This is a genomic window from Paenibacillus sp. FSL H7-0942 (assembly GCF_045040715.1).
Taxonomy (GTDB): Bacteria; Bacillota; Bacilli; order Paenibacillales; family Paenibacillaceae; genus Paenibacillus; species Paenibacillus amylolyticus.
Map to the genome: position 1 here is coordinate 3241673 of NZ_CP150279.1, position 18880 is coordinate 3260552.

General features: G+C 43.2%; 20 protein-coding genes. 13 read left to right on the forward strand and 7 right to left on the reverse strand.

The features are described 5' to 3' along the window. Positions 1-122: 122 nt before the first annotated feature. Positions 123-593, forward strand: a complete 471-nt coding sequence (locus MHI48_RS14545) for a GNAT family N-acetyltransferase (RefSeq protein WP_340020327.1) — start codon at positions 123-125, stop codon at positions 591-593. 141 nt (positions 594-734) lie between these two features. Here the strand turns inward: MHI48_RS14545 and MHI48_RS14550 are convergent, their stop codons facing one another. Continuing rightward, a complete protein-coding gene (locus tag MHI48_RS14550; RefSeq protein ID WP_036608870.1) occupies positions 735-1100 on the reverse strand; it encodes a helix-turn-helix domain-containing protein in 366 nt (121 codons plus the stop codon). A gap of 105 nt (positions 1101-1205) precedes the next feature. Here MHI48_RS14550 and MHI48_RS14555 point away from each other — a divergent pair, with 105 nt between their 5' ends. Then, positions 1206-2063, forward strand: coding sequence for an arginase family protein (locus tag MHI48_RS14555; protein WP_405144423.1), 858 nt, complete (start codon positions 1206-1208; stop codon positions 2061-2063). Between the two features lie 144 nt (positions 2064-2207). After that, positions 2208-3386 carry an MFS transporter gene (locus MHI48_RS14560; RefSeq protein WP_405144425.1) on the forward strand — a complete coding sequence of 393 codons (1179 nt, stop codon included), beginning with the start codon at positions 2208-2210 and terminating at the stop codon, positions 3384-3386. An 87-nt stretch (positions 3387-3473) separates the two neighbouring features. Here the strand turns inward: MHI48_RS14560 and MHI48_RS14565 are convergent, their stop codons facing one another. Beyond that, positions 3474-4286 carry an undecaprenyl-diphosphate phosphatase gene (locus MHI48_RS14565; protein WP_036608062.1) on the reverse strand — a complete coding sequence of 271 codons (813 nt, stop codon included), beginning with the start codon at positions 4284-4286 and terminating at the stop codon, positions 3474-3476. A 211-nt stretch (positions 4287-4497) separates the two neighbouring features. Between MHI48_RS14565 and MHI48_RS14570 the strand changes: the two genes are divergently transcribed. The 5 genes from MHI48_RS14570 (at position 4498) to MHI48_RS14590 (ending at position 8451) form a co-directional block, all read left to right on the forward strand. Further along, positions 4498-5526, forward strand: coding sequence for an ABC transporter substrate-binding protein (locus tag MHI48_RS14570; protein WP_405144428.1), 1029 nt, complete (start codon positions 4498-4500; stop codon positions 5524-5526). A gap of 186 nt (positions 5527-5712) precedes the next feature. Next, positions 5713-6138 carry a MarR family winged helix-turn-helix transcriptional regulator gene (locus MHI48_RS14575; protein WP_405144430.1) on the forward strand — a complete coding sequence of 142 codons (426 nt, stop codon included), beginning with the start codon at positions 5713-5715 and terminating at the stop codon, positions 6136-6138. Between the two features lie 137 nt (positions 6139-6275). Then, positions 6276-6920 (forward strand): SDR family oxidoreductase, encoded by a 645-nt coding sequence (locus MHI48_RS14580; protein WP_405144432.1) that lies wholly within the window; start codon positions 6276-6278, stop codon positions 6918-6920. Positions 6921-6971: 51 nt separating this feature from the next. Further along, positions 6972-7316 carry a rhodanese-like domain-containing protein gene (locus MHI48_RS14585; RefSeq protein ID WP_405144434.1) on the forward strand — a complete coding sequence of 115 codons (345 nt, stop codon included), beginning with the start codon at positions 6972-6974 and terminating at the stop codon, positions 7314-7316. Positions 7317-7428: 112 nt separating this feature from the next. Next, positions 7429-8451 carry an NADH:flavin oxidoreductase/NADH oxidase gene (locus MHI48_RS14590; RefSeq protein WP_405144436.1) on the forward strand — a complete coding sequence of 341 codons (1023 nt, stop codon included), beginning with the start codon at positions 7429-7431 and terminating at the stop codon, positions 8449-8451. 139 nt (positions 8452-8590) lie between these two features. Here the strand turns inward: MHI48_RS14590 and MHI48_RS14595 are convergent, their stop codons facing one another. Continuing rightward, positions 8591-9514, reverse strand: coding sequence for an AraC family transcriptional regulator N-terminal domain-containing protein (locus tag MHI48_RS14595; RefSeq protein ID WP_405144438.1), 924 nt, complete (start codon positions 9512-9514; stop codon positions 8591-8593). Positions 9515-9803: 289 nt separating this feature from the next. On the opposite strand from MHI48_RS14595, the gene MHI48_RS14600 reads away from it, so the two are divergent. After that, a complete protein-coding gene (locus tag MHI48_RS14600; RefSeq protein WP_405144440.1) occupies positions 9804-10382 on the forward strand; it encodes a TetR/AcrR family transcriptional regulator in 579 nt (192 codons plus the stop codon). A 98-nt stretch (positions 10383-10480) separates the two neighbouring features. Here the strand turns inward: MHI48_RS14600 and MHI48_RS14605 are convergent, their stop codons facing one another. Beyond that, entirely contained in the window at positions 10481-10894 is a 414-nt protein-coding gene (locus MHI48_RS14605; protein WP_405144442.1) for a MerR family transcriptional regulator, read from the reverse strand. Positions 10895-11086: 192 nt separating this feature from the next. Here MHI48_RS14605 and MHI48_RS14610 point away from each other — a divergent pair, with 192 nt between their 5' ends. The 3 genes from MHI48_RS14610 (at position 11087) to MHI48_RS14620 (ending at position 13286) form a co-directional block, all read left to right on the forward strand. Then, complete coding sequence (locus MHI48_RS14610) at positions 11087-12127, forward strand: NAD(P)-dependent alcohol dehydrogenase (RefSeq protein ID WP_074095019.1); 1041 nt, start codon at positions 11087-11089, stop codon at positions 12125-12127. Positions 12128-12144: 17 nt separating this feature from the next. Further along, on the forward strand, positions 12145-12786 hold the full coding sequence (locus MHI48_RS14615; protein ID WP_405144444.1) for an HIT family protein: 642 nt from the start codon (positions 12145-12147) through the stop codon (positions 12784-12786). A gap of 128 nt (positions 12787-12914) precedes the next feature. Continuing rightward, positions 12915-13286: an iron chaperone gene (locus tag MHI48_RS14620; protein WP_047842909.1), complete on the forward strand. Its 372-nt coding sequence runs from the start codon at positions 12915-12917 to the stop codon at positions 13284-13286. 75 nt (positions 13287-13361) lie between these two features. On the opposite strand, the gene MHI48_RS14625 is transcribed toward MHI48_RS14620, so the two are convergent. The 3 genes from MHI48_RS14625 to MHI48_RS14635 all read right to left on the reverse strand — a co-directional run bounded on the left by MHI48_RS14625 (position 13362) and on the right by MHI48_RS14635 (position 15917). Then, a complete protein-coding gene (locus MHI48_RS14625; protein ID WP_341007391.1) occupies positions 13362-14342 on the reverse strand; it encodes an aldo/keto reductase in 981 nt (326 codons plus the stop codon). Positions 14343-14574: 232 nt separating this feature from the next. Then, positions 14575-15453, reverse strand: a complete 879-nt coding sequence (locus MHI48_RS14630) for an SDR family oxidoreductase (protein ID WP_282321476.1) — start codon at positions 15451-15453, stop codon at positions 14575-14577. Positions 15454-15599: 146 nt separating this feature from the next. Next, positions 15600-15917 (reverse strand): helix-turn-helix domain-containing protein, encoded by a 318-nt coding sequence (locus tag MHI48_RS14635; protein WP_017688544.1) that lies wholly within the window; start codon positions 15915-15917, stop codon positions 15600-15602. Positions 15918-16279: 362 nt separating this feature from the next. On the opposite strand from MHI48_RS14635, the gene helD reads away from it, so the two are divergent. Beyond that, the gene (gene helD, locus MHI48_RS14640) at positions 16280-18694 is read left to right on the forward strand and encodes an RNA polymerase recycling motor HelD (RefSeq protein ID WP_340020340.1); all 2415 of its coding nucleotides are present in this window, start codon (positions 16280-16282) and stop codon (positions 18692-18694) included. Positions 18695-18880: the final 186 nt, after the last annotated feature.

Genomic DNA, 18880 nt, shown 5'->3' on the forward strand with positions numbered 1-18880 from the left:
ATACGTTCGGTTGCTTATAGAAATATTCAATGAATGGGGGAATTGACGCTTGCTGTTGGGAATGATAATTTAGATATATCATTTAAACCAATAAGTCCAATAAGATAAAGGGGGTATGTGGGATGACACATATCGTGCATGCAGCAGCTGAAGATATTCGGAGCGAGGATTCGCTACTATTGATCAAGGAACTGAGTGAAGAACTCGGTTTGTTATATGGCGGTGATGGAACGGCGGGATTTCAACTGTCAGACGTTGAGGTGCCACGTGCGGCTTTTATCGTTGCCAGGATCGACGGGTATCCGGTCGGTTGCGGAGCACTTAGACCCCTTGATGATACATCTGTAGAGGTTAAACGCATGTATACACGCAGTGGTTACCGCCGTAAGGGGATTGCCCAGGCTATATTGGCCGAGGCAGAGCGTCTTGCGAACGAACTTGGTTATACGAATCTGAAACTGCAAACAGGTCCCTTGCAACCAGAAGCTGCAGCGCTGTATGAGCGTGTAGGGTATTATCGAATTCCTGTTTTCAGTGGCAATTGGGACAGAGTGTTGGCCTACCAGAAAGATCTGATACACGAAAAAGTATAATTCTACGAATCACAGCTTTTATTTGCTGAACGTACAGAGGAACACAAGATAAAAGTAAAAAAGTCGCCTATTGGCGACTTTTTGCATTTTAACATACTGCATTTACTCCAATTATCTCATCTGAAATATAGACAAAAGCGTTCAATCCGTTGCGCTATTATTGATCGAAGGTTCTTGATGTTGGACACCCCATTCGCATAGTCCTTCCAAAACGGGCAATAACGTTTCAGCTTTGGCTGTCAGACGGTACTCGACTTTAGGAGGGACTTGGGGATACTCTTTCCGTTCGACCATACCATCTGCTTCTAATTCTTTGAGTTGTGAACTCAGCGTTTTATACGTGATAGCGCCGATCTGTCTTTTTAGTTCATTGAAACGGACAGGTGGGTTTTCTGCCAGAAGATACAAAATCACCATTTTCCATTTACCACCAATAACAGACAACGTATATCCAAAAGGGGTATCTTGAATGTTTTTAACTTTACCGTGGTATTCAGCCATACTCATCATTTACACTATCCTTCCGGGTAGTACCTATCATAAAAGACCGTACTATTTATTTGTTTGGGATCAGTTTATACTAACCTTACTTTGAAGTAAAGGAGATTTACGATGACTCAAAAAACAATACGTCTGCTTATGCCACAATGGCAAGGTGGAGATAATCCAAACTACTCATTTGGAGCGGAGTTGCTTGCATGGCTTGCACCTGACAATGATCAACCTCTCATTCATGTTCCTGTTGAGGCTTATGATGGAACATCTCTGGTAAGCGAGAACGGGATAAAAGGCAGAACACATCTACTTCAGCAATTGCAGGCTGCCCAGCATATTATTCAAGCTCACCAGCCCGATCGCATTGTCATGTTTGGCGGTGACTGTTTGGTTGAACAAGCCCCGTTTGCTTATTTAAATGCACGATATGGCGGAGAACTTGGTTTGATATGGATTGATGCACATGGTGATCTGGTTAGATACGAGGGCTATGACAACGGTCATACTTTACCGCTCGGAAACCTTCTTGGGGAAGGCGATCCGGAGTTTGCCAAACATGTGAGTGTCCCCTTGAAGCCCGAACATGTCTTCATGGCCGGGTTGACAACCCCCATGGAACAGGAAACCGATCTGATTCAAAGATTGGGTATCCGAACGGCTGGAACTGAAGAATTAACCCATGGCATGGATTCGATTAAGAAGTGGTTTAAAGAGACTGGTATCAAACACCTGGCAATTCATCTTGATCTGGATGTGCTTGATCCTAACATGTTCCGTTCATTGTTATTCGCTAAACTAGGGGAACCTTATGTTTTTTCACCAGCGGGAACCATGCAAATACCTCACTTGCTTCGTCTGATCAAAGAACTGTCTGAAGAAGCAGATGTAGTTGGATTAGGGATAACTGAGCATATGCCGTGGGATGCCATTAACTTGAAGAATTTGCTTGGAGAAATACCTATCCTGAACCAGTGATATAGGTAATAAGTCGCCAGAATATATCAGAATACTGATATAAGGAGTCAAAATATAGGAAGATTACAGATAGAAATTTCAATATTATTATATGGGTGGTTCGACGAGAATCAGAAATTAAACAAACTGAGGAGAGACACCCAGATGGTCACGTTATTGTTAATCATTATTTATCTCGCATTTATAGGGCTGGGATTACCTGATGCTTTACTTGGCAGTGCCTGGTCCGTTATGAAAAACGATATACATGCGACAACAGAAATGGCTGGTTACATATCGCTAATCATTTCATTTAGTACAGTAGTGTCCAGTCTAATGGCCAGCCGATTGTTACACCGGTTCGGAACGGGTAAAGTCACATTATTTAGTATCCTCTCAACAACGATCGCGCTGTTGGGATTCTCATTTTCTGAGAATTTTGTGTTTTTACTGATTCTGGCGATCCCTCTCGGCTTAGGTGCAGGTTCGGTGGATGCGGCACTAAGTAATTATGTAGCATTGCATTTCAAGGCCAAGCATATGAACTGGTTGCATTGTTTCTGGGGAATTGGCGCAGTGACAGGCCCACTCGTTATGGCATATTGGCTGAATCAAGCAAACAACTGGCGTGCAGGATACGTTACTGTGGCGTTGATTTTGCTTGGGATCGTGGTGGTCTTATTATCAACTTTGTCTCTATGGAAGATTTTTGAGAAGGGAAGAGAAGAGGGTTCAGGCGATGAGAAGAAACGCGTAAGCAACCGTGAGGCCATACGTATCCCCGGCGTGAAAATGTCGATGATTGCGATGCTCTGTTACAACGGTTCCGAAACTGCTACCGGTCTGTGGATGGCTTCTTTCTTCATTGTTAGCAAAGGAGTTTCTCCAGGCACTGCCGCAGCACTATCCTCTCTATTTTTCATTGGCATTATCTTGGGACGTGTAATCTCAGGTTTTCTTTCGACTCATGTATCCAGCAAAAATCTCATCAGATATGGTGGAATCGTCGGATGCTTCGGATTAGTTATCCTGGTTATGCCGATTCCTTACTGGATTGCCGCAGGGGCTTTATTTATCATGGGATTGGGCGGAGCACCGATCTATCCGAGTATTGTTCATGCGACACCGGAACGCTTCGGTGAGAAGGCATCCCCAAGTGTAATTGGACTTGAAATGGCCAGTGCCTATACAGGTTCAACACTCATCCCGTTAGGTATGGGACTTATAGCCAGCCAATGGGGAATGTCAATGGTACCCCTGATCCTGCTGATTCTGTTCAGTGTTATGTTAGCGGCTACAGAGCTGATTAACAGAAGCAACAAGGCTACGCGCCTGACCGTCTAGCTCTTGCTATAGGTCATTAAGGTTCTACCACTATACAACAAAGGAACAACCATCGCTGGTTGTTCCTTTTGGTGTGTGGACTATTTTTTATAAGAAGATCAGTAACAATGTTCCTGCAGCAAAACAGTAATACGAAAAGTATTTCAGATTGCCTTTGGCCATAATGCCCATAAACCATCTCATGGAGAAATACGTGACAAAGAGTGTCGTGATGAATGCGATCAGATAAGGGATAGCCAGTTGTGATCGATTCGGATCATTGGCAATGTCGGATACCCCCATGATGAGTCCGCCAATACTGATGGGAATGTACAGCATAAAGGAGAACTTCAAAGCCGTTTCCTGTTTCATGCCAACAGCGATGGACGCAATTACAGTTGCCCCTGAGCGGCTAATCCCCGGAATAAGAGCGACCGCCTGAGCCAGACCTACCAACAATGCATCTTTCGTAGACAGATCACCGTCTTGCTTGCGACCACGAAGATTACGAATAAGCCACAAGGCAACCCCGGTGATTAATAGCGCGATGGAAACGGTATATACGGATGAGAAGATTTCTTCAATCCGGTCCTTGAACAGGACTGCAACGACAGCAGCAGGGATCGTACCAATAATTATGTATAAGCAAAACATGAAGTCTGCTCGATATTCTTCTTTACGAGTACGCAGGTAACCTAATGCACCAATAATCAACTTTTTGATATCTTCCCGGAAAATAAAAATAATAGCGATAAGTGATGCTGTGTTTGTTAAAATCTCAAATGACAATCCATTCTGCTTGATGCCCATAAGTTTCTGGGCGATGATCAGATGACCGCTTGAGGAGACGGGGATTGGCTCCGTCGCACCTTGAACAATACCTAAAAACAAATACTTTAACCACAATATAATCTCTTCCATGTTGTCCTCCTTTAATACGTTTCATTGGCTTTCCAATGATCTCTCTTTTTAATAAAAGTGACTTGTCTACTCTATTGATGATAGCTGTTTAAGTTGGTGACTTGCAAGTTAGAGTTCATAGAGGGGGTGAAATAAACATAGCTTGTCAAATCCTGCATAGCATGATATCGTTGATAACGATTATCAATATCAACGAAAAGGTGGGTTTATTTTGCGTAAACAGATAAAATCAATATTGATCATGATGGCACTTATCTTGCTGATTGTACTTAGTGCATGTGGTCAGTCTGCGACGACCAATAGTACAACCGGTGATAGCACGAATGCAGCTGCGGAGACAGAAACCAAGACGAACTCGGATTCAGCTTCTTCCGCTGAATCAACGGCAACTGCCGAAGGGGAACTTGTTACATATCAATCGGATGCAGGCGAAGTACAGGTACCAAAGAATCCTAAGCGCATTATTGATTTGACATCATTTTCGACAGGGTACTTTGTTGCCCTGGATGCACCGGTAGTCGGCGCATTATCAGGAGCGATGAACAACAAATATATCAAGGATCAACTTGCAGCAGCGGGTACCAGTGATCTGGGTCAAGAGCCTACACCAGAGAAACTAATCAGTTTAAAACCTGACTTAATTATCGTGTACACTGGAACAGAGGGTATCGATAAGCTGGAGCAGATTGCGCCTGTTGTACAGATTGCATATGGTAAGCGCAATTTCAAGGATCTAATGCTTGAAATGGGTAAGCTCACGAATAGAGAAGACGCAGCGAAAGCTTGGAATGCTAAATGGGAAGCGAAGATCAACGAACTGAAGCCCAAGGTTCAAGAAGCTGTAGGCGATCGTACCGTTTCCATACTGAATCCGTATGCCAAAGGATTATTTGTATTTGGTCATAACTATGGTCGAGGCGGTGAAATTATTTACGGGGAGTTTGATCTCAAGGCACCGGCCAAGGCCCAAGCTGAAGCGATTGACAGCGGGACTGGATGGGCTTCAATCTCCATGGAACTATTACCGGAGTATGCGGGGGATATCATCTTCACCAGCCCGTGGTCAGGAGATACAACCGATCCCAAGATCGTATATGATAATACATTGTGGAAAAACTTGCCTGCGGTGAAGGCAAATCATGTGTTCCAGCTTGATCCGACTTCAGACTCGTACAACGATCCGTTAACGTTGGAAGGTCAGCTGCAATTTATTTCCGATAGCTTGCTTACCGCGAAGTAAGATTAGACTGCATAAATGGTAATACTGGAGCATTTCCAAATGTCGTTACAAGACGGGGAAATGCTCTTCTGATGAGCTTAGAATGTTATATACGTCGAACTTGGATGGGTTTTGACCAATGTAATTAAGCTTGATACAATAGGATAACAGCTGATGAACATTAAATATCAAGTGGGGTGATCTAGATTGCAGCAAAAGAGTGAACGTTTGAATGTTTGGTTGGCTTTCTCTAACATTCATACCCATCTGAACGAGAAGCTGGAACAAGCTCTGCTTCAACAATATGACTTATCTTTGAAGGAATTTTATGTGTTAAACTTCATATATAATGCGGAGGGTAAGGAATTACGCTTACAGCAACTTCAAGAACTAGTAGGGTTGAGCCAAAGTGCTACTTCCAGGCTCGTCGTTAGGATGGAAGCCAAAGACTGTGGGGCTCTGGAAAGACATGCATGTGAAGATGACCGACGTGGCATTTACACTCGTATTACGGAGCTTGGAGAGAATAAATACAAGAAAGCACTTCAAATGTTTAATCAGGTCTTGCAAACTGAATTGGAACAGGATGGATTTGAGACTCGATTAGAGAACCTCACTAAAGAATTGTTCTAAGGCTAGGGGAAATATAGGGTAATGTAGTCATTTACCCTATAAGAAGACTTGACACTCATTAATATATCCGTTAAATTAAATGCATGCGCATGAATTTAATATGGGTGCGGTGATTTTGTATAAAGGAGGTATTGAACATGAAGGTCTTCGTTGTAGGATCAAATGGACAGATTGGTCAACAGCTTATTCATCTTTTGAAGAATAGTGAAGAACACACCGTTCTTGCCATGGTACGAAAACAAGAACAGGTAGATTCATTTGCAGCACAGGGTGTGGAAACGGTGCTTGCCGACTTGGAAGGTACGGTTGACTCACTTGTAGCTGCTGCAACGGGTTGTGATGCCATTGTATTTGCGGCTGGTTCTGGCGGTACAACGGGATATGATAAAACACTCCTGATTGATCTGGATGGTGCCGGGAAAACCATTGAAGCGGCTCAAAAAGCGGGTATTGATCGATTTATCATGGTGAGTGCGATCCAAGCCAATAATCGTGAGAACTGGCATGATAACATCCTTCCATATTATGCAGCGAAACACTATGCTGATAGATTGTTAGAGATCAGTGGATTAACATATACCATTATACGTCCAGGGATTCTAATGAATGAACCGGGAACAGGTAAAGTTACTGCTGCTGAGAATATAACAACCGGTAACATTGCTCGTGAAGATGTAGCTCATGTGATTTGGGCCAGTTTGAGTGAGAAGAATACCTACAAGCGTTCATTTGATCTAATCGCTGGTGAGGATACAATATCTGAGGCATTGAGTGGGCTCTGATCCGAAACAAAATTTTCAACGATATCTGATGAGTTAAGAGAGGGCTATACAATGATTATGTTGATGCTTTTGACCTTCATATTAGGTATCTTCATCGTTGTACGTCAATTTTGGCCAGTACGCAATCTTGAATATATAGATTATCAAGTATTTCTCAGACAAGAGCGTGATTTTCGGCAGTATAAAGTGATTGATATTCGAGATGCGACGGATTATTTGGCTAATCCTACTCCGGATACGATTAACATCTCATTGGGACGCCTTGCTTTCACATGGGAAAAATACCTTCTTCGAGAAGATAACGTAATTATAATGTCACCTGGTATGCTTCAATCCAAAAAGGCTGTTCGTATTTTGCGAAAGCATGGATTTGAATGTCTTTATGTGATGAAGTAAAAGATATATGTGAGTTCTAAATCATACGGAGTTATTAATTGTAGGCATTTATTTGATGCCTGCGCATGCATTTTTATTAGACATGATTCATGAAAAGGGGAGTTTTATTTTGATGACAGATTTGTTTAGTCCATATTCTTTTAAAAGCCTAGAGCTTAAAAACCGTGTTGTAATGGCTCCAATGTGCCAATATTCAGTTGAGCAAAAAGATGGTATTGCAACCGATTGGCATTATATGCACTACGTTAGTCGTGCTGTGGGAGGAACAGGTCTCATTATCATTGAAATGACAGATGTGGAGCCGGATGGCCGAATCTCAGATTATGATCTTGGGTTATGGTCAGATGAACAGATCCCGGCTCTGAAGCGGATCGTAGATGCGTGTCACAGTTATGGTGCCAAGGTTGGTATTCAGATTGCTCATGCGGGCCGCAAAGCAGAAGATGCTGAGGTTCCAGTTGCTCCGTCCGCGATCGCCTTTGATGAGAATTCCAAGCAACCTCGAGCGCTTACAACGGACGAAGTAAAAGGAATGGTTGAAAAATTCCGGAGTGCTGTAGCTCGTGCTGTGAAAGCTGGTTTTGATTCGATTGAGCTTCATGGCGCACATGGATATCTGATTCATCAGTTCCATTCTCCACTAACAAACAAGCGAGAAGACGAATATGGTCAAGATTTAACGTTATTCGGCCGGGAGATCATTCAGGCTGCAAAGGCAGAGATGCCCGAGGATATGCCCTTGATGATGCGTATTTCAGCCAAAGAATACGTCGAAGGTGGCTATGGCATTAACGAAAGTTCCGAGTTTGCGAAAGCATATAAAGAGGCAGGCGTTGATGTATTTGACATCTCATCTGGTGGCGAGGGACCTATTGCTGCATGGGGCAGACCAGGAACTCACGCGGCTTATCAAGTACCTCTCGCTAAAGCAATCAAAGAGGCTCTTGATGTACCCGTGATTGCTGTTGGAAGACTCGATGATCCTACGTTGGCGAATGCAGTCATCGGCAATGAAGAAGCCGATCTCGTTGCGGTTGGCAGAGGTCTGTTAAGAAATCCTTACTGGGCCTTGGAAGCTGCGACTGCTTTGCGCAAGACAACGGACGTTCCAAAACAATATACGACTGGTTTTTAATGTATTAGAGACTTCATGTTAGCGATTTAATGATCTTCATTAATACATGAATAAGAAAGGACTCCTCTGATAAAACAGAAGGAGTCCTTTTGGTCGTTGAACTAGACGAGCTATTGGAACGGTACTAGCGAGTAACCAGTCAAGAGATGGTAGTCGTTTCATCGGCTCTGCCTCTCAAGCGTTTAATATCTTCTCTGGGCGGAAATCCGAACATGCGAGAATATTCACGGCTGAATTGGGAAGGGCTCTCGTAACCTACCTGAAATGCTACATCTGCTGCATCGGTGGACTTGGATAATAACAAGCGGCGCGCTTCTTGCAGCCTAAGTTGTTTCTGAAACTGAATCGGACTCATGGCAGTCACTTCTTTAAAGTGTCTGTGCAGCGAGGCAGTACTCATATTGGCCAAATCCGCCAATTCCTCAACCCGAAAATTTTGCTCAGAGTGATTCATAATATATTCAATAACGTCTCTGATTCGATAGGTATGGCTGCCCTCCATGGTAGCTTGTTCCAGAGCAGTCCCATGTGGGCCTTTCAGAACTTTATAGAGAATTTCCTTTTTGAACAAAGGAGCGAGCAGCGGGATATCTTCCGAATGATCTTCCAACAAACGGGCTAACCTGACGACTGCATCCAGCAGAGACGGCTCAGCTTGGCTGACAAACATCGCACGTCTCGTTGTTTTCCGCGGTCTTGCTGGGAAATCGGAATGGTTCAATAACTCCAGAATCTCACTGGATGTGAATTCAAGTTTCAGGGCCAGATAGGGAGCCTCAGACGAGGCTTGAATCACTTGTCCACTAACCGGCAAGTCAACGGTTGCCACGATATAACTTCCTGGACCATACCGGAAACGATCCTGTCCCAGCAGGACCTCTTTCTCACCCTGAACGATAATGCAGAAGGATGGTTCATTCACTCTAAATATAGGTTCAGTAACGACCGATTCACGGATTAGAAATAATGAAGGGATTGCCGTAGGATGTACCCCATCCTTGTCAGAATAACGATCAATGAGTGTGGCTAATTCGTTCTGTTGTTCATGTATTTGATCAGACATGCAAAGTTCTCCTTTTTTCCTCACAACATAATAATCACATTCTATCGTATATTGACCGAAGGCGGTAGAAAACGGATAGGAATAGGCAAACATTTGATGTGAATGGATAAGACATGCTGATTGCTGGTTACATAATCACAAGTACACAGGTCATGATATACAACAAGTACAGAAGATATACACTTACGGTTCAGCTAATACATGATAAGATGAGAATGAAAAGGGTATCTGCATCTTTTATTTACTGATCGTTCCCGATGTGTTAGATTGATTTTGGGAGGGAAGTTGAATGGCTAGAAGTAAAGAGTTTGAAGTGAATGAAGTATTGGATAAAGCAATGAAGATCTTCTGGGAACAAGGTTACGAGAAGACGTCGATGAGTGATCTGGTTGAGCATATGGGCATTCATCGCAGAAGTATATATGATACGTTCGACGATAAACATACGCTGTTTTTGAAGGCTATGGATCGTTATAGTGGCAAGATCAGCGCCACATTACTCGCAGAAATCAAGGCATCCAAGACGGCAGTGGAAGCACTGCATAAAATTTTCGATGTTATGATCAGTGCAGTAGAGGATACGCCATCGGGATGCTTGATCGTGAACTCCGCCGTGGAGCTAGGCACACGTGATCAGGAAGTGGACAACCGATCTCTTGAATCGTTTAACGAAGCTGAGCGGATGTTCGAGCAGATCATTCAATGGGGGCAGCGGGAGGGAGAATTCTCTTCTGATCATGATGCAAAGGAAATGGCAGAGTACCTGCACAATATTTCTGTCGGCATCAGAGCCATGGCAAGAACCTCGACGGAAAAAGAAAAACTAAACCGTATTATCAATGTAACGATGAAACTTTTGGAAAAATGATGAGTAGAGACATACCCAAAAAAGTAGCTTGAAATCCGTTAGAGGACTTCAAGCTACTTTTTTGTGCGCTAATTTTAGAAAATAGAAAGTATGAACCATTAATTGGTGATGGCATTTTCCATCGGTTTAATTTTGTGAATCTCTTCGGTCCCAGCCTCCAAAGCTGTTTCGTAGTAGGAGCGTTTGTGCTCGATGACTTCCATGGTTCTTTTTAGTTCCTCCATTTGTGCTTCCACAATAGCTTTTCGCTCCGTAAACATGTCATATCTTTGCTTCAGCGAGGAGTCCCCTTCAGAGCACCATTCAATGAAGTCCTTAATGTCTTTAATAGGCATGCCGGTCAGCTTCAGACATTGGATGATCTTTAGAAAGTCAATGTCGGAGTCTTTGAACAAACGTGTTCCACTCGTGGTGCGTTCAACAAAAGGCATGAGTCCTTCCTTGTCGTAGTAACGCAATGTATATACCGTAAGGTCTAATTTTTTGGCAACTTCACCGATTGAATAGGTCATTTTCATAAAATTCCTTTCTACTAGGGGTAGACTTCGAGTTAGCTCTAGGATTGATCCGAGTGAATTCTAACATGTTGGATTACTGGATGTCAAAGTACATTGGAGATAAAAAAATAAGATAAACATTTGACCTAGAGTTAACTAGAGGGGGTAAGATTATTTTGAACTTTAAATTACTAGGAGGTTATCCCATTGATTATAGCTAAAGCCAGAGCCGTTGACGGACCAGACCAACAATTCAGAAGTGCTGAAATCAAACGACGTGATCTGGATACCAATGATGTATTAATTGAGATTAAATATGCTGGTATCTGCCATTCTGACATCCATACTGCCCACGGTGAATGGGGCCCTGTGAATTATCCACTCGTTCCTGGACACGAAATTGCCGGGATTGTAACCGATGTAGGAACTGGAGTCTCCAAATATAAGGTCGGTGACCGAGTAGGGGTCGGATGTATGGTGGACTCTTGTGGTGAATGTGTTAACTGTCGCAAAGGTGAAGAGCAATACTGTCTCAAAGGAAATATTCAAACTTACGCTGGAGTAGACAAATACGGTGAGCCTACGCAAGGTGGATATTCAACTCATATTGTTGTCGTAGAGAATTTCGTCGTTCGCATCCCTGATAACATTGCACTTGATGCTGCTGCACCTTTGCTGTGTGCCGGTATTACGACGTATTCACCACTTCATCACTGGGGAGCTGGCCCAGGTAAGAAGGTTGCCGTTGTAGGTATGGGTGGTCTAGGTCATATGGCTGTCAAAATTGCACATGCGATGGGTGCGGAAGTAACGGTTCTCTCCCAATCCTTGAGCAAAAAAGAAGATGGACTGCAATTTGGTGCAGATCACTACTTTGCCACAAGCGAACCGGAAACATTCGAGAAACTTGCAGGGACATTTGATCTGATGATTAACACAGTAAGTGCGAATATTGACATTAACGCTTATTTCTCACTGCTCACACTGGATGGCACACTCGTGAACGTGGGTGCTCCTGCTGAGCCACTAGCCGTAAACGTATTTTCTCTTATCGGCCATCGCCGTTCATTCGCAGGTTCCATGATTGGTGGCATCCGTGAGACGCAGGAAATGCTTGATTTCTGTGCAGAACATGATATTGCGCCTAATATTGAGGTCATCTCCGCTGACCAGATTGACGAAGCATACAAACGTGTACTGGCTTCCGACGTGAAATATCGCTTTGTTATTGATATCAGCACCATGTAATTGTGAAGTGTGCAATAATGATAGTTAAAGATAGAAAAAAAGCAGCTGCCGCCAAGGTCAGCTGCTTTTTGCTTTTCAGCCTGTTAATTGCTGATCATTCTACAACCCGTGCTCTTTTCGCAACGAACAGAAGATACCTGCGTCTAATAACTATGAGTAAACATGAAAGAAGTGGAATGAGAAAGATGACAGTATCATTTTCACATCAGCCTGAAGGTTACGAATGTCCATTTTGTCGTATTTGGGGTATCGAGCGACCTGATCAGGGAACAAAACAAAGGGATATCATCTATCAGAATGAAAAGGTAACGGCATTTATAGCGGGCAAATGGTGGCCAAACAATAAAGGACATGTTCTTATTGTTCCGAATCAACATTTCGAGAACATCTTTGAACTCCCTGCGGATTACGCTGTTGAAATTCACCGCGCGGCTCAGCTTACAGCATTTGCAATGAAAAGTACATATGGATGTGATGGGATTTCGACACGGCAACATAATGAACCAGCTGGCAATCAAGACGTGTGGCATTATCATCTGCATGTTTACCCCAGATACGTGAATGATCAACTTTATCTGACAAATGGTTCTCCGTCCGATCCAGATGAACGCGCTTTTTATGCTGATCAGTTGCGATTTTGGATAAAAGAAAACATTTAAAGTCTAGCAGGCTGCTCATTTTTTGTTGAGTTATCGGCAGATAAGGGTTTTTGAATTTGATATTCATGATAGAATAAGATTGAATTGGACAATATAAGTAGTAGATTTCTTGTTATAGGGGGAAACTAATGGAGACCTTTGCAGAATTTATAGCACGCATCGATAACCCGGAACACCAGGCACGAACGGAAGAAGTTTTGAACTGGGTCACTGAAAAATTCCCGAATTTAAAGCAAAAAATAGCCTGGAATCAACCGATGTTTACCGACCATGAGACCTTTATTATTGGCTTTAGTGTATCCAAGCAACACTTGGCTGTTGCTCCCGAGAAGGCAGGAATTAATCGTTTTTCGGAAGAGATCACACAGGCGGGTTATGATCACACCAAAGAGTTGGTGCGGATGAAGTGGAAACAGGAGATTGATTTTTCGTTACTTGAGAGAATGATTGAGTTCAATATAGCGGATAAGGCAGAATGTTCAACATTCTGGCGTAAATAAATCGCGATATAAAAAGAAGACCCCCAACTTCCGGATGCGGAAAGAGGAGGTCTTCTGTATTTTAAGCAAAAGCGATTATTGAGCACCTACTACAGGGTGAGGTACATAGGGTTCTTCAAGGAATGAGACGTCTTCTGAGGTCAACTTAACAGAAAGAGCACCTACCGCATCTTCCAGATGCGATATTTTGGTGGCACCGATAATTGGTGCCGCTACAGTGTCTTTTTGCAGCAACCAGGCAAGTGCAATGTGTGTGCGAGGGACACCGTATTTTTCTGCAATGGATGCAACTCGTTCAACAACAAGCCGATCTGCATCACTTGTCGCATTGTACTTGGATTTCTGAATTTTGTCTGTCTCGGATCGAAGTGTTGATACGGACCAGTCACGGGTTAACCTGCCAGAAGCAAGAGGACTGTAGGGAGTCACACCAATCTTTTCTTCCTTGCATAAAGGCAACATTTCTCGTTCCTCTTCACGGTAGATGAGATTCAGGTGGTTTTGCATGGAGACAAACTTGGTCCAACCATTTTTCTCTGCTACATGTAATGCTTTTTGGAACTGCCATGCAAACATGGCCGAAGCGCCAATATATCTCACTTTACCGGACTTCACCACATCATGTAAGGCTTCCATGGTTTCTTCAATAGGCGTATTGTAGTCCCAACGATGAATGATATAGAGATCCACATAATCGGTTTCCAATCGTTTCAGGCTTTTATCAATCTCACTCAGGATGGCTTTTCTGGAAAGACCAGAACCGTTGGGTCCTTTATGCATTTGTCCGTGTACTTTGGTTGCAATGACAACCTCATCACGATTGGCATAATCCTTTAATGCCCGACCAAGGTATTCCTCGCTTGTACCCAGAGAGTATACATTAGCTGTATCGAAGAAATTAATGCCTAGATCCAGCGCTTTCTTTATCACCGGGCGAGAATTTTCTTCATTCAGTACCCATTCATGAACCCATTTACTGGCATCCCCAAATCCCATACATCCTAGGCAAAATCGAGATACGTCCAAGCCTGTATTACCAAGTTTAGTATATTCCATGTCATGTTCAAATCCTTTCTAATGTTTATTATTGCCACCTGTAGGGTGATCTATATACACATTATTATGTCATAACGAAGGGAACAACCTGTACCACATTTCTATCAAAGTTTTGCCTAATCCTATCAGAATCTCTGAATTTGAATCAGTTGAGCCCATTAAAGTTCTCATATAAAAAGAAACAAGCCACTCGTTTCTCCGTTGGAGATTCAAATGGCTTGTTCATAAAATATTATTTAATCATTGTTTGATGAATCCAATCGCTTATTTTGGTTAATTTAAGATTGGCTTTGATATTATCATCTAACTCTTCATACCGTGGAAGAAGATCTGTATGCCCATCAATCCATTGGTACAATCCTTTAAGACCTGCTGCTGTCTCACTTCCCAACAAAGGCTGAATCGCTGCTTCAAAATGATCAAAAGGTAGAGACATGAAGCTGATCTTTTCACCTAATACAGCACTGAATTGTTCCGCTAATTGTTCACCTGTCAGGGCTTCTAATCCGGGTGCTGGGATAATGCTTCCTGCCAATTCCGAATGAGTCAAGGCATAATAGTGGAATTGAGCTGCATCGTTTAAGCTAATCCAGGAGATCGGCCTGTCTGCTGGTACCGGGTAGGCCAAAACGCCATTGTTCAGTATTCCGGGAATCAGGAAGTTTTCCAAGTATACAATGGGTTCCACAATGATATATGGAAGACCACTTTGCTGCAATTCATGGATAACTTCACGTTTCAATTCAATTCCTTTGGAATGGGTGATAGGGTCAGGAACATAGGTACCCGTGTTAACTACAATCAATTTAACGTTTGCCTGTATAGCAGCATCAATTGCATTTTTGGTATATTGTCTGATCTTATCCGAATTGAACTCCACCGGCAGGTTCAGGAAGACTTTACTTACACCTTCATGCGCCGTATGAAGCTGTTCCACATCTGATAGATCCCCGATGAAAGCTTCAATGTTTTGTTCCTTTAGTGTTTTGGCTGTTGCCTCATTTCGAGTAATCGTGCGAACCTCACAACCTTGTTGAACGAGTAATTGAGCGACAGCGCCGCCTTGGGAGCCCGATGCCCCATATACTAAAAATCGATCATTCTGTGTCATAGTGGTCAATAACTTCCTTTCAATATGTGATTGGAATGAATGAGTTAACACTCAGCATTGACCTCAGCATAACGGATTTAGAATAGGAGCGTAAGTACGCACATTAATGATATAAAGTATCCCTTGGGATACTATGGGAAGGCGTTTTACATATGTTTCGATCCCCAATCACCTAACTGAAACAAGATCGAAGTCAGGCTTTGTCCTTTTTCTGTAAGGGAATATTCGACTTTAGGCGGAACTACAGGGTGGGTAACACGGTTTATCAAACCAGCTTCTTCAAGTTCTCGTAATTGCCTGGTTAACGTGCGATGCGTAATGGGGTCCAGCATTTTCTGTAATTCATTGAATCGAATTGTTGAATGGCGGATGAGACGATTTATAATTAATAACTTCCATTTCCCACCAATCATATTGACTGCAAACTCAACAGGACAACGGTCCTCCACAGGTTCTATATTCATATTTATGTATCCCTCCCAAAAGCATCAACTCATGTTTCATGTTTCGTTCATTTTATCGAATTTATAAAGGGGTGTATAGCTTACAGCGCATATGAACCATGCCCAGGACACAAAAAAAGATGCCCCTAGTGTAGCTCGAGGGACACCTTATATAATATAAATTATTGTTCAACTCAGACAGAACGAAAAAAAGCATTGAACGTGAAAAAAAGCCATGATATAATCTATAGCGCAATTGACATTTATATTGAATGTAAAGGGTGAATCATTATTTATCCTAATTTAATTTTACATCCGACATTCCGATTTGTCAATGCTCTTTTTTTTGGCCCTAATAAATGGAAAAGGGAGTGGACTCATTCATGGATAAAACAGTGGAATGGAAGTTGGAAGAGGAAAGACTAGTGCAGGTGAGGAACAAGCTTCAGGCACGACTCGACGAGTTAGAACCGAAGGTTGCCGGACTGCATGAACAGGCTGCCGAAATTCGTAAACGGTTCTGGGAAGAAGTGACGATTAATACCGGTTCGTACACGGATTTTGAAGATGCATTCTATACCATTAATCAGCAGTCGAGAGTGTTGGCGGAGAGGGAGCGCGGGCACAAGCTGTTAACACAACAATGGAAAAATACAAAGAGACTGCTTCCAACGCCGTATTTTGGCCGTTTCGACTATAAGGAAAAAGGCATGACATTGACTGAACAGATCTACATCGGTGTATCATCCTTCATGGATGAAGATGGATTGAACTTTCTAATCTATGACTGGCGTACGCCAATTGCGAGTCTGTACTATGATCACTCTCCCGGGCCAGCAAGTTATGACACACCTTCAGGACGAATCGACGGAAAGATGGAGCTCAAGCGTCAATTCCAGATTCAACATGGGCAGCTTCATAGCATGTTTGATTCAACTGAGACGATTGGTGACGAACTGTTGCAGCAAGTGCTCGCCAAGGGTGCAGACTCACAAATGAAGAGCATTGTAGCAACAATCCAGAAAGAACAAAACGCCATTATCCGTGATGACCGAAGCCGAATGCTTATCGTTCAGGGGGCAGCTGGCAGTGGTAAGACGTCCGCTGCATTACAGCGAGTGGCCTACTTACTATACAAACACCGCCAGACCGTCAAAGCAGATCAGATTGTGCTTTTCTCGCCGAATCCGATGTTTACCAGTTATATCTCGACCGTACTCCCGGAACTTGGCGAAGAGAACATGCAGCAGACAACTTTCCAGGAATATCTGAATTATTGGCTGGATTCCTCCTTACGACCAGAGGATGCCTTTGATCAGATTGAATATATGCTGACAGCTCAGAATGATCCGGGATATGAAGCTCGTATGGAGGCGATCAAGTACAAAGCTTCCGAGACATTCCTGCAAGTGCTCCAAAACTACGGTAAGTGGTTAGGAAGAGAGGGGATGCGGTTTAACGGCATTCAATTTCGGGGACGTGAATTCATCAGTTCAGACCAAATCAAGACCCAATTTTACAGTTTGGATCAGAATCTTACCTTGTCCAACCGTATACTTCTTTTGCAGGAATGGCTGCTGAGAGAACTTGTTTCGCTGGAACGTCTGGAACGGGAAGCAGACTGGGTTCTGGAGGAGTTGAATTATCTGGACACGGATGAGTATGTGGAAGCTTTCCGCATGTTGCACAAAGAAAAGCCTGTGTTTGATGTGGCGGAAAAATATGCAGCCCGTGAGAACGGAAATAACAAGGAAGTGCAAGATGAGGGTGCCTTTAACTTTGCAGTGCGGGAAGAAGAGTTGCTTCGTCAGAAATTGGTGAAAGACATGTTTAAACCTTTAAGAAAGAGTGTGCGGAAATTCCAGTTCGTGGATGTGAAAGGTATATACGAACAACTATTTGTAGATGAAGCGGCTTATCGACAACAAACAAATGGGGCAATCCCCCCACAGCACTGGCCTGAGATTTGTAAACAGACCAAGGCCATGATCCTTCAGAACGAGCTGTTCCATGAGGATGCTACTCCGTATTTATATGTAAAAGAGATGATCGAAGGCGTCCGGACGAACACAGAGATTCGTTATGTCTTTATCGATGAAGGCCAGGATTATTCGGCGTTTCAATACGAATATCTCAAGAAACTGTTTCCTCGTGCCCGCATGACGGTGCTGGGGGATTTCGGGCAGGCGATCTTTATGCAGGCTACGGATTTGGCAGCATCCAACTCGCCACTGGTTCACCTTTACGGAGAAGGCGAAACTACTTTGATACGGCTCGTACGCAGTTATCGTTCAACCAAAGAGATTGTTGAGTTCACGAGACAGATGTTACCAGGGGGAGAAGAGATCAGACCGTTTGAAAGGGGAGATCAGAAGCCTCTTTTAACAGGATTGAAGGACGAAAAACTGCGTGGTGCGCAGATTCTCGCAGACATCGCCGTGCTTAAGGCGGAGGGGTTTGATTCCTTCGCTGTGATTACAAAGACCGCGGCTGAAAGCCGTGACGCCTATGAAAGGTTGCAAAGTCAAGGCGGCGAAGGGTTGCAGCTCATAACAAAGGACATACAGATTTTCGAAAAAGGAATCATGGTTATTCCTGTGTATCTCGCCAAAGGCGTTGAGTTCGATGCTGTCCTGGTCTATGATGCTTCACCCGTTGCTTACAGCCAGGAATATGATCGCAAGCTTCTGTATACGGCCTGCACACGAGCCATGCACCGACTTCATCTATATACAGTGAGTGACTGGTCACCATTTGTGCAGGCGTTACCTGCGAATCTGTATGACATAAAATCATAATCCATATGTAAATCCGTTCTCAATGAAGGACCAAAGAAAGATGCTCGGAGCCTTTTTTCAAAGGTTATCGGGCATCTTCTTTTATTAAAGACATGGATTATAAAAGTTATTCTTTACTGATCGTTCCCGATGTGATAGATTGATATTGGGAGTTATGAGAATGATCATTCCCATAACAGCTCGAAA

Excerpts from the sequence above, each read along its gene's own strand:
- MHI48_RS14550 (WP_036608870.1), bottom strand. The coding sequence starts at position 1,100 with ATGAGTATGGCTGAATACCACGGTAAAGTTAAAAACATTCAAGATACC.
- MHI48_RS14580 (WP_405144432.1), top strand. The coding sequence starts at position 6,276 with ATGAAGGTCTTCGTTGTAGGATCAAATGGACAGATTGGTCAACAGCTT.
- MHI48_RS14600 (WP_405144440.1), top strand. The coding sequence starts at position 9,804 with ATGGCTAGAAGTAAAGAGTTTGAAGTGAATGAAGTATTGGATAAAGCA.
- MHI48_RS14635 (WP_017688544.1), bottom strand. The coding sequence starts at position 15,917 with ATGAATATAGAACCTGTGGAGGACCGTTGTCCTGTTGAGTTTGCAGTC.
- MHI48_RS14555 (WP_405144423.1), top strand. The coding sequence starts at position 1,206 with ATGACTCAAAAAACAATACGTCTGCTTATGCCACAATGGCAAGGTGGA.
- MHI48_RS14560 (WP_405144425.1), top strand. The coding sequence starts at position 2,208 with ATGGTCACGTTATTGTTAATCATTATTTATCTCGCATTTATAGGGCTG.
- MHI48_RS14625 (WP_341007391.1), bottom strand. The coding sequence starts at position 14,342 with ATGGAATATACTAAACTTGGTAATACAGGCTTGGACGTATCTCGATTT.
- MHI48_RS14615 (WP_405144444.1), top strand. The coding sequence starts at position 12,145 with ATGATAGTTAAAGATAGAAAAAAAGCAGCTGCCGCCAAGGTCAGCTGC.
- MHI48_RS14620 (WP_047842909.1), top strand. The coding sequence starts at position 12,915 with ATGGAGACCTTTGCAGAATTTATAGCACGCATCGATAACCCGGAACAC.
- MHI48_RS14595 (WP_405144438.1), bottom strand. The coding sequence starts at position 9,514 with ATGTCTGATCAAATACATGAACAACAGAACGAATTAGCCACACTCATT.
- MHI48_RS14630 (WP_282321476.1), bottom strand. The coding sequence starts at position 15,453 with ATGACACAGAATGATCGATTTTTAGTATATGGGGCATCGGGCTCCCAA.
- MHI48_RS14585 (WP_405144434.1), top strand. The coding sequence starts at position 6,972 with ATGATTATGTTGATGCTTTTGACCTTCATATTAGGTATCTTCATCGTT.
- MHI48_RS14590 (WP_405144436.1), top strand. The coding sequence starts at position 7,429 with ATGACAGATTTGTTTAGTCCATATTCTTTTAAAAGCCTAGAGCTTAAA.
- MHI48_RS14545 (WP_340020327.1), top strand. The coding sequence starts at position 123 with ATGACACATATCGTGCATGCAGCAGCTGAAGATATTCGGAGCGAGGAT.
- helD (WP_340020340.1), top strand. The coding sequence starts at position 16,280 with ATGGATAAAACAGTGGAATGGAAGTTGGAAGAGGAAAGACTAGTGCAG.
- MHI48_RS14605 (WP_405144442.1), bottom strand. The coding sequence starts at position 10,894 with ATGACCTATTCAATCGGTGAAGTTGCCAAAAAATTAGACCTTACGGTA.
- MHI48_RS14565 (WP_036608062.1), bottom strand. The coding sequence starts at position 4,286 with ATGGAAGAGATTATATTGTGGTTAAAGTATTTGTTTTTAGGTATTGTT.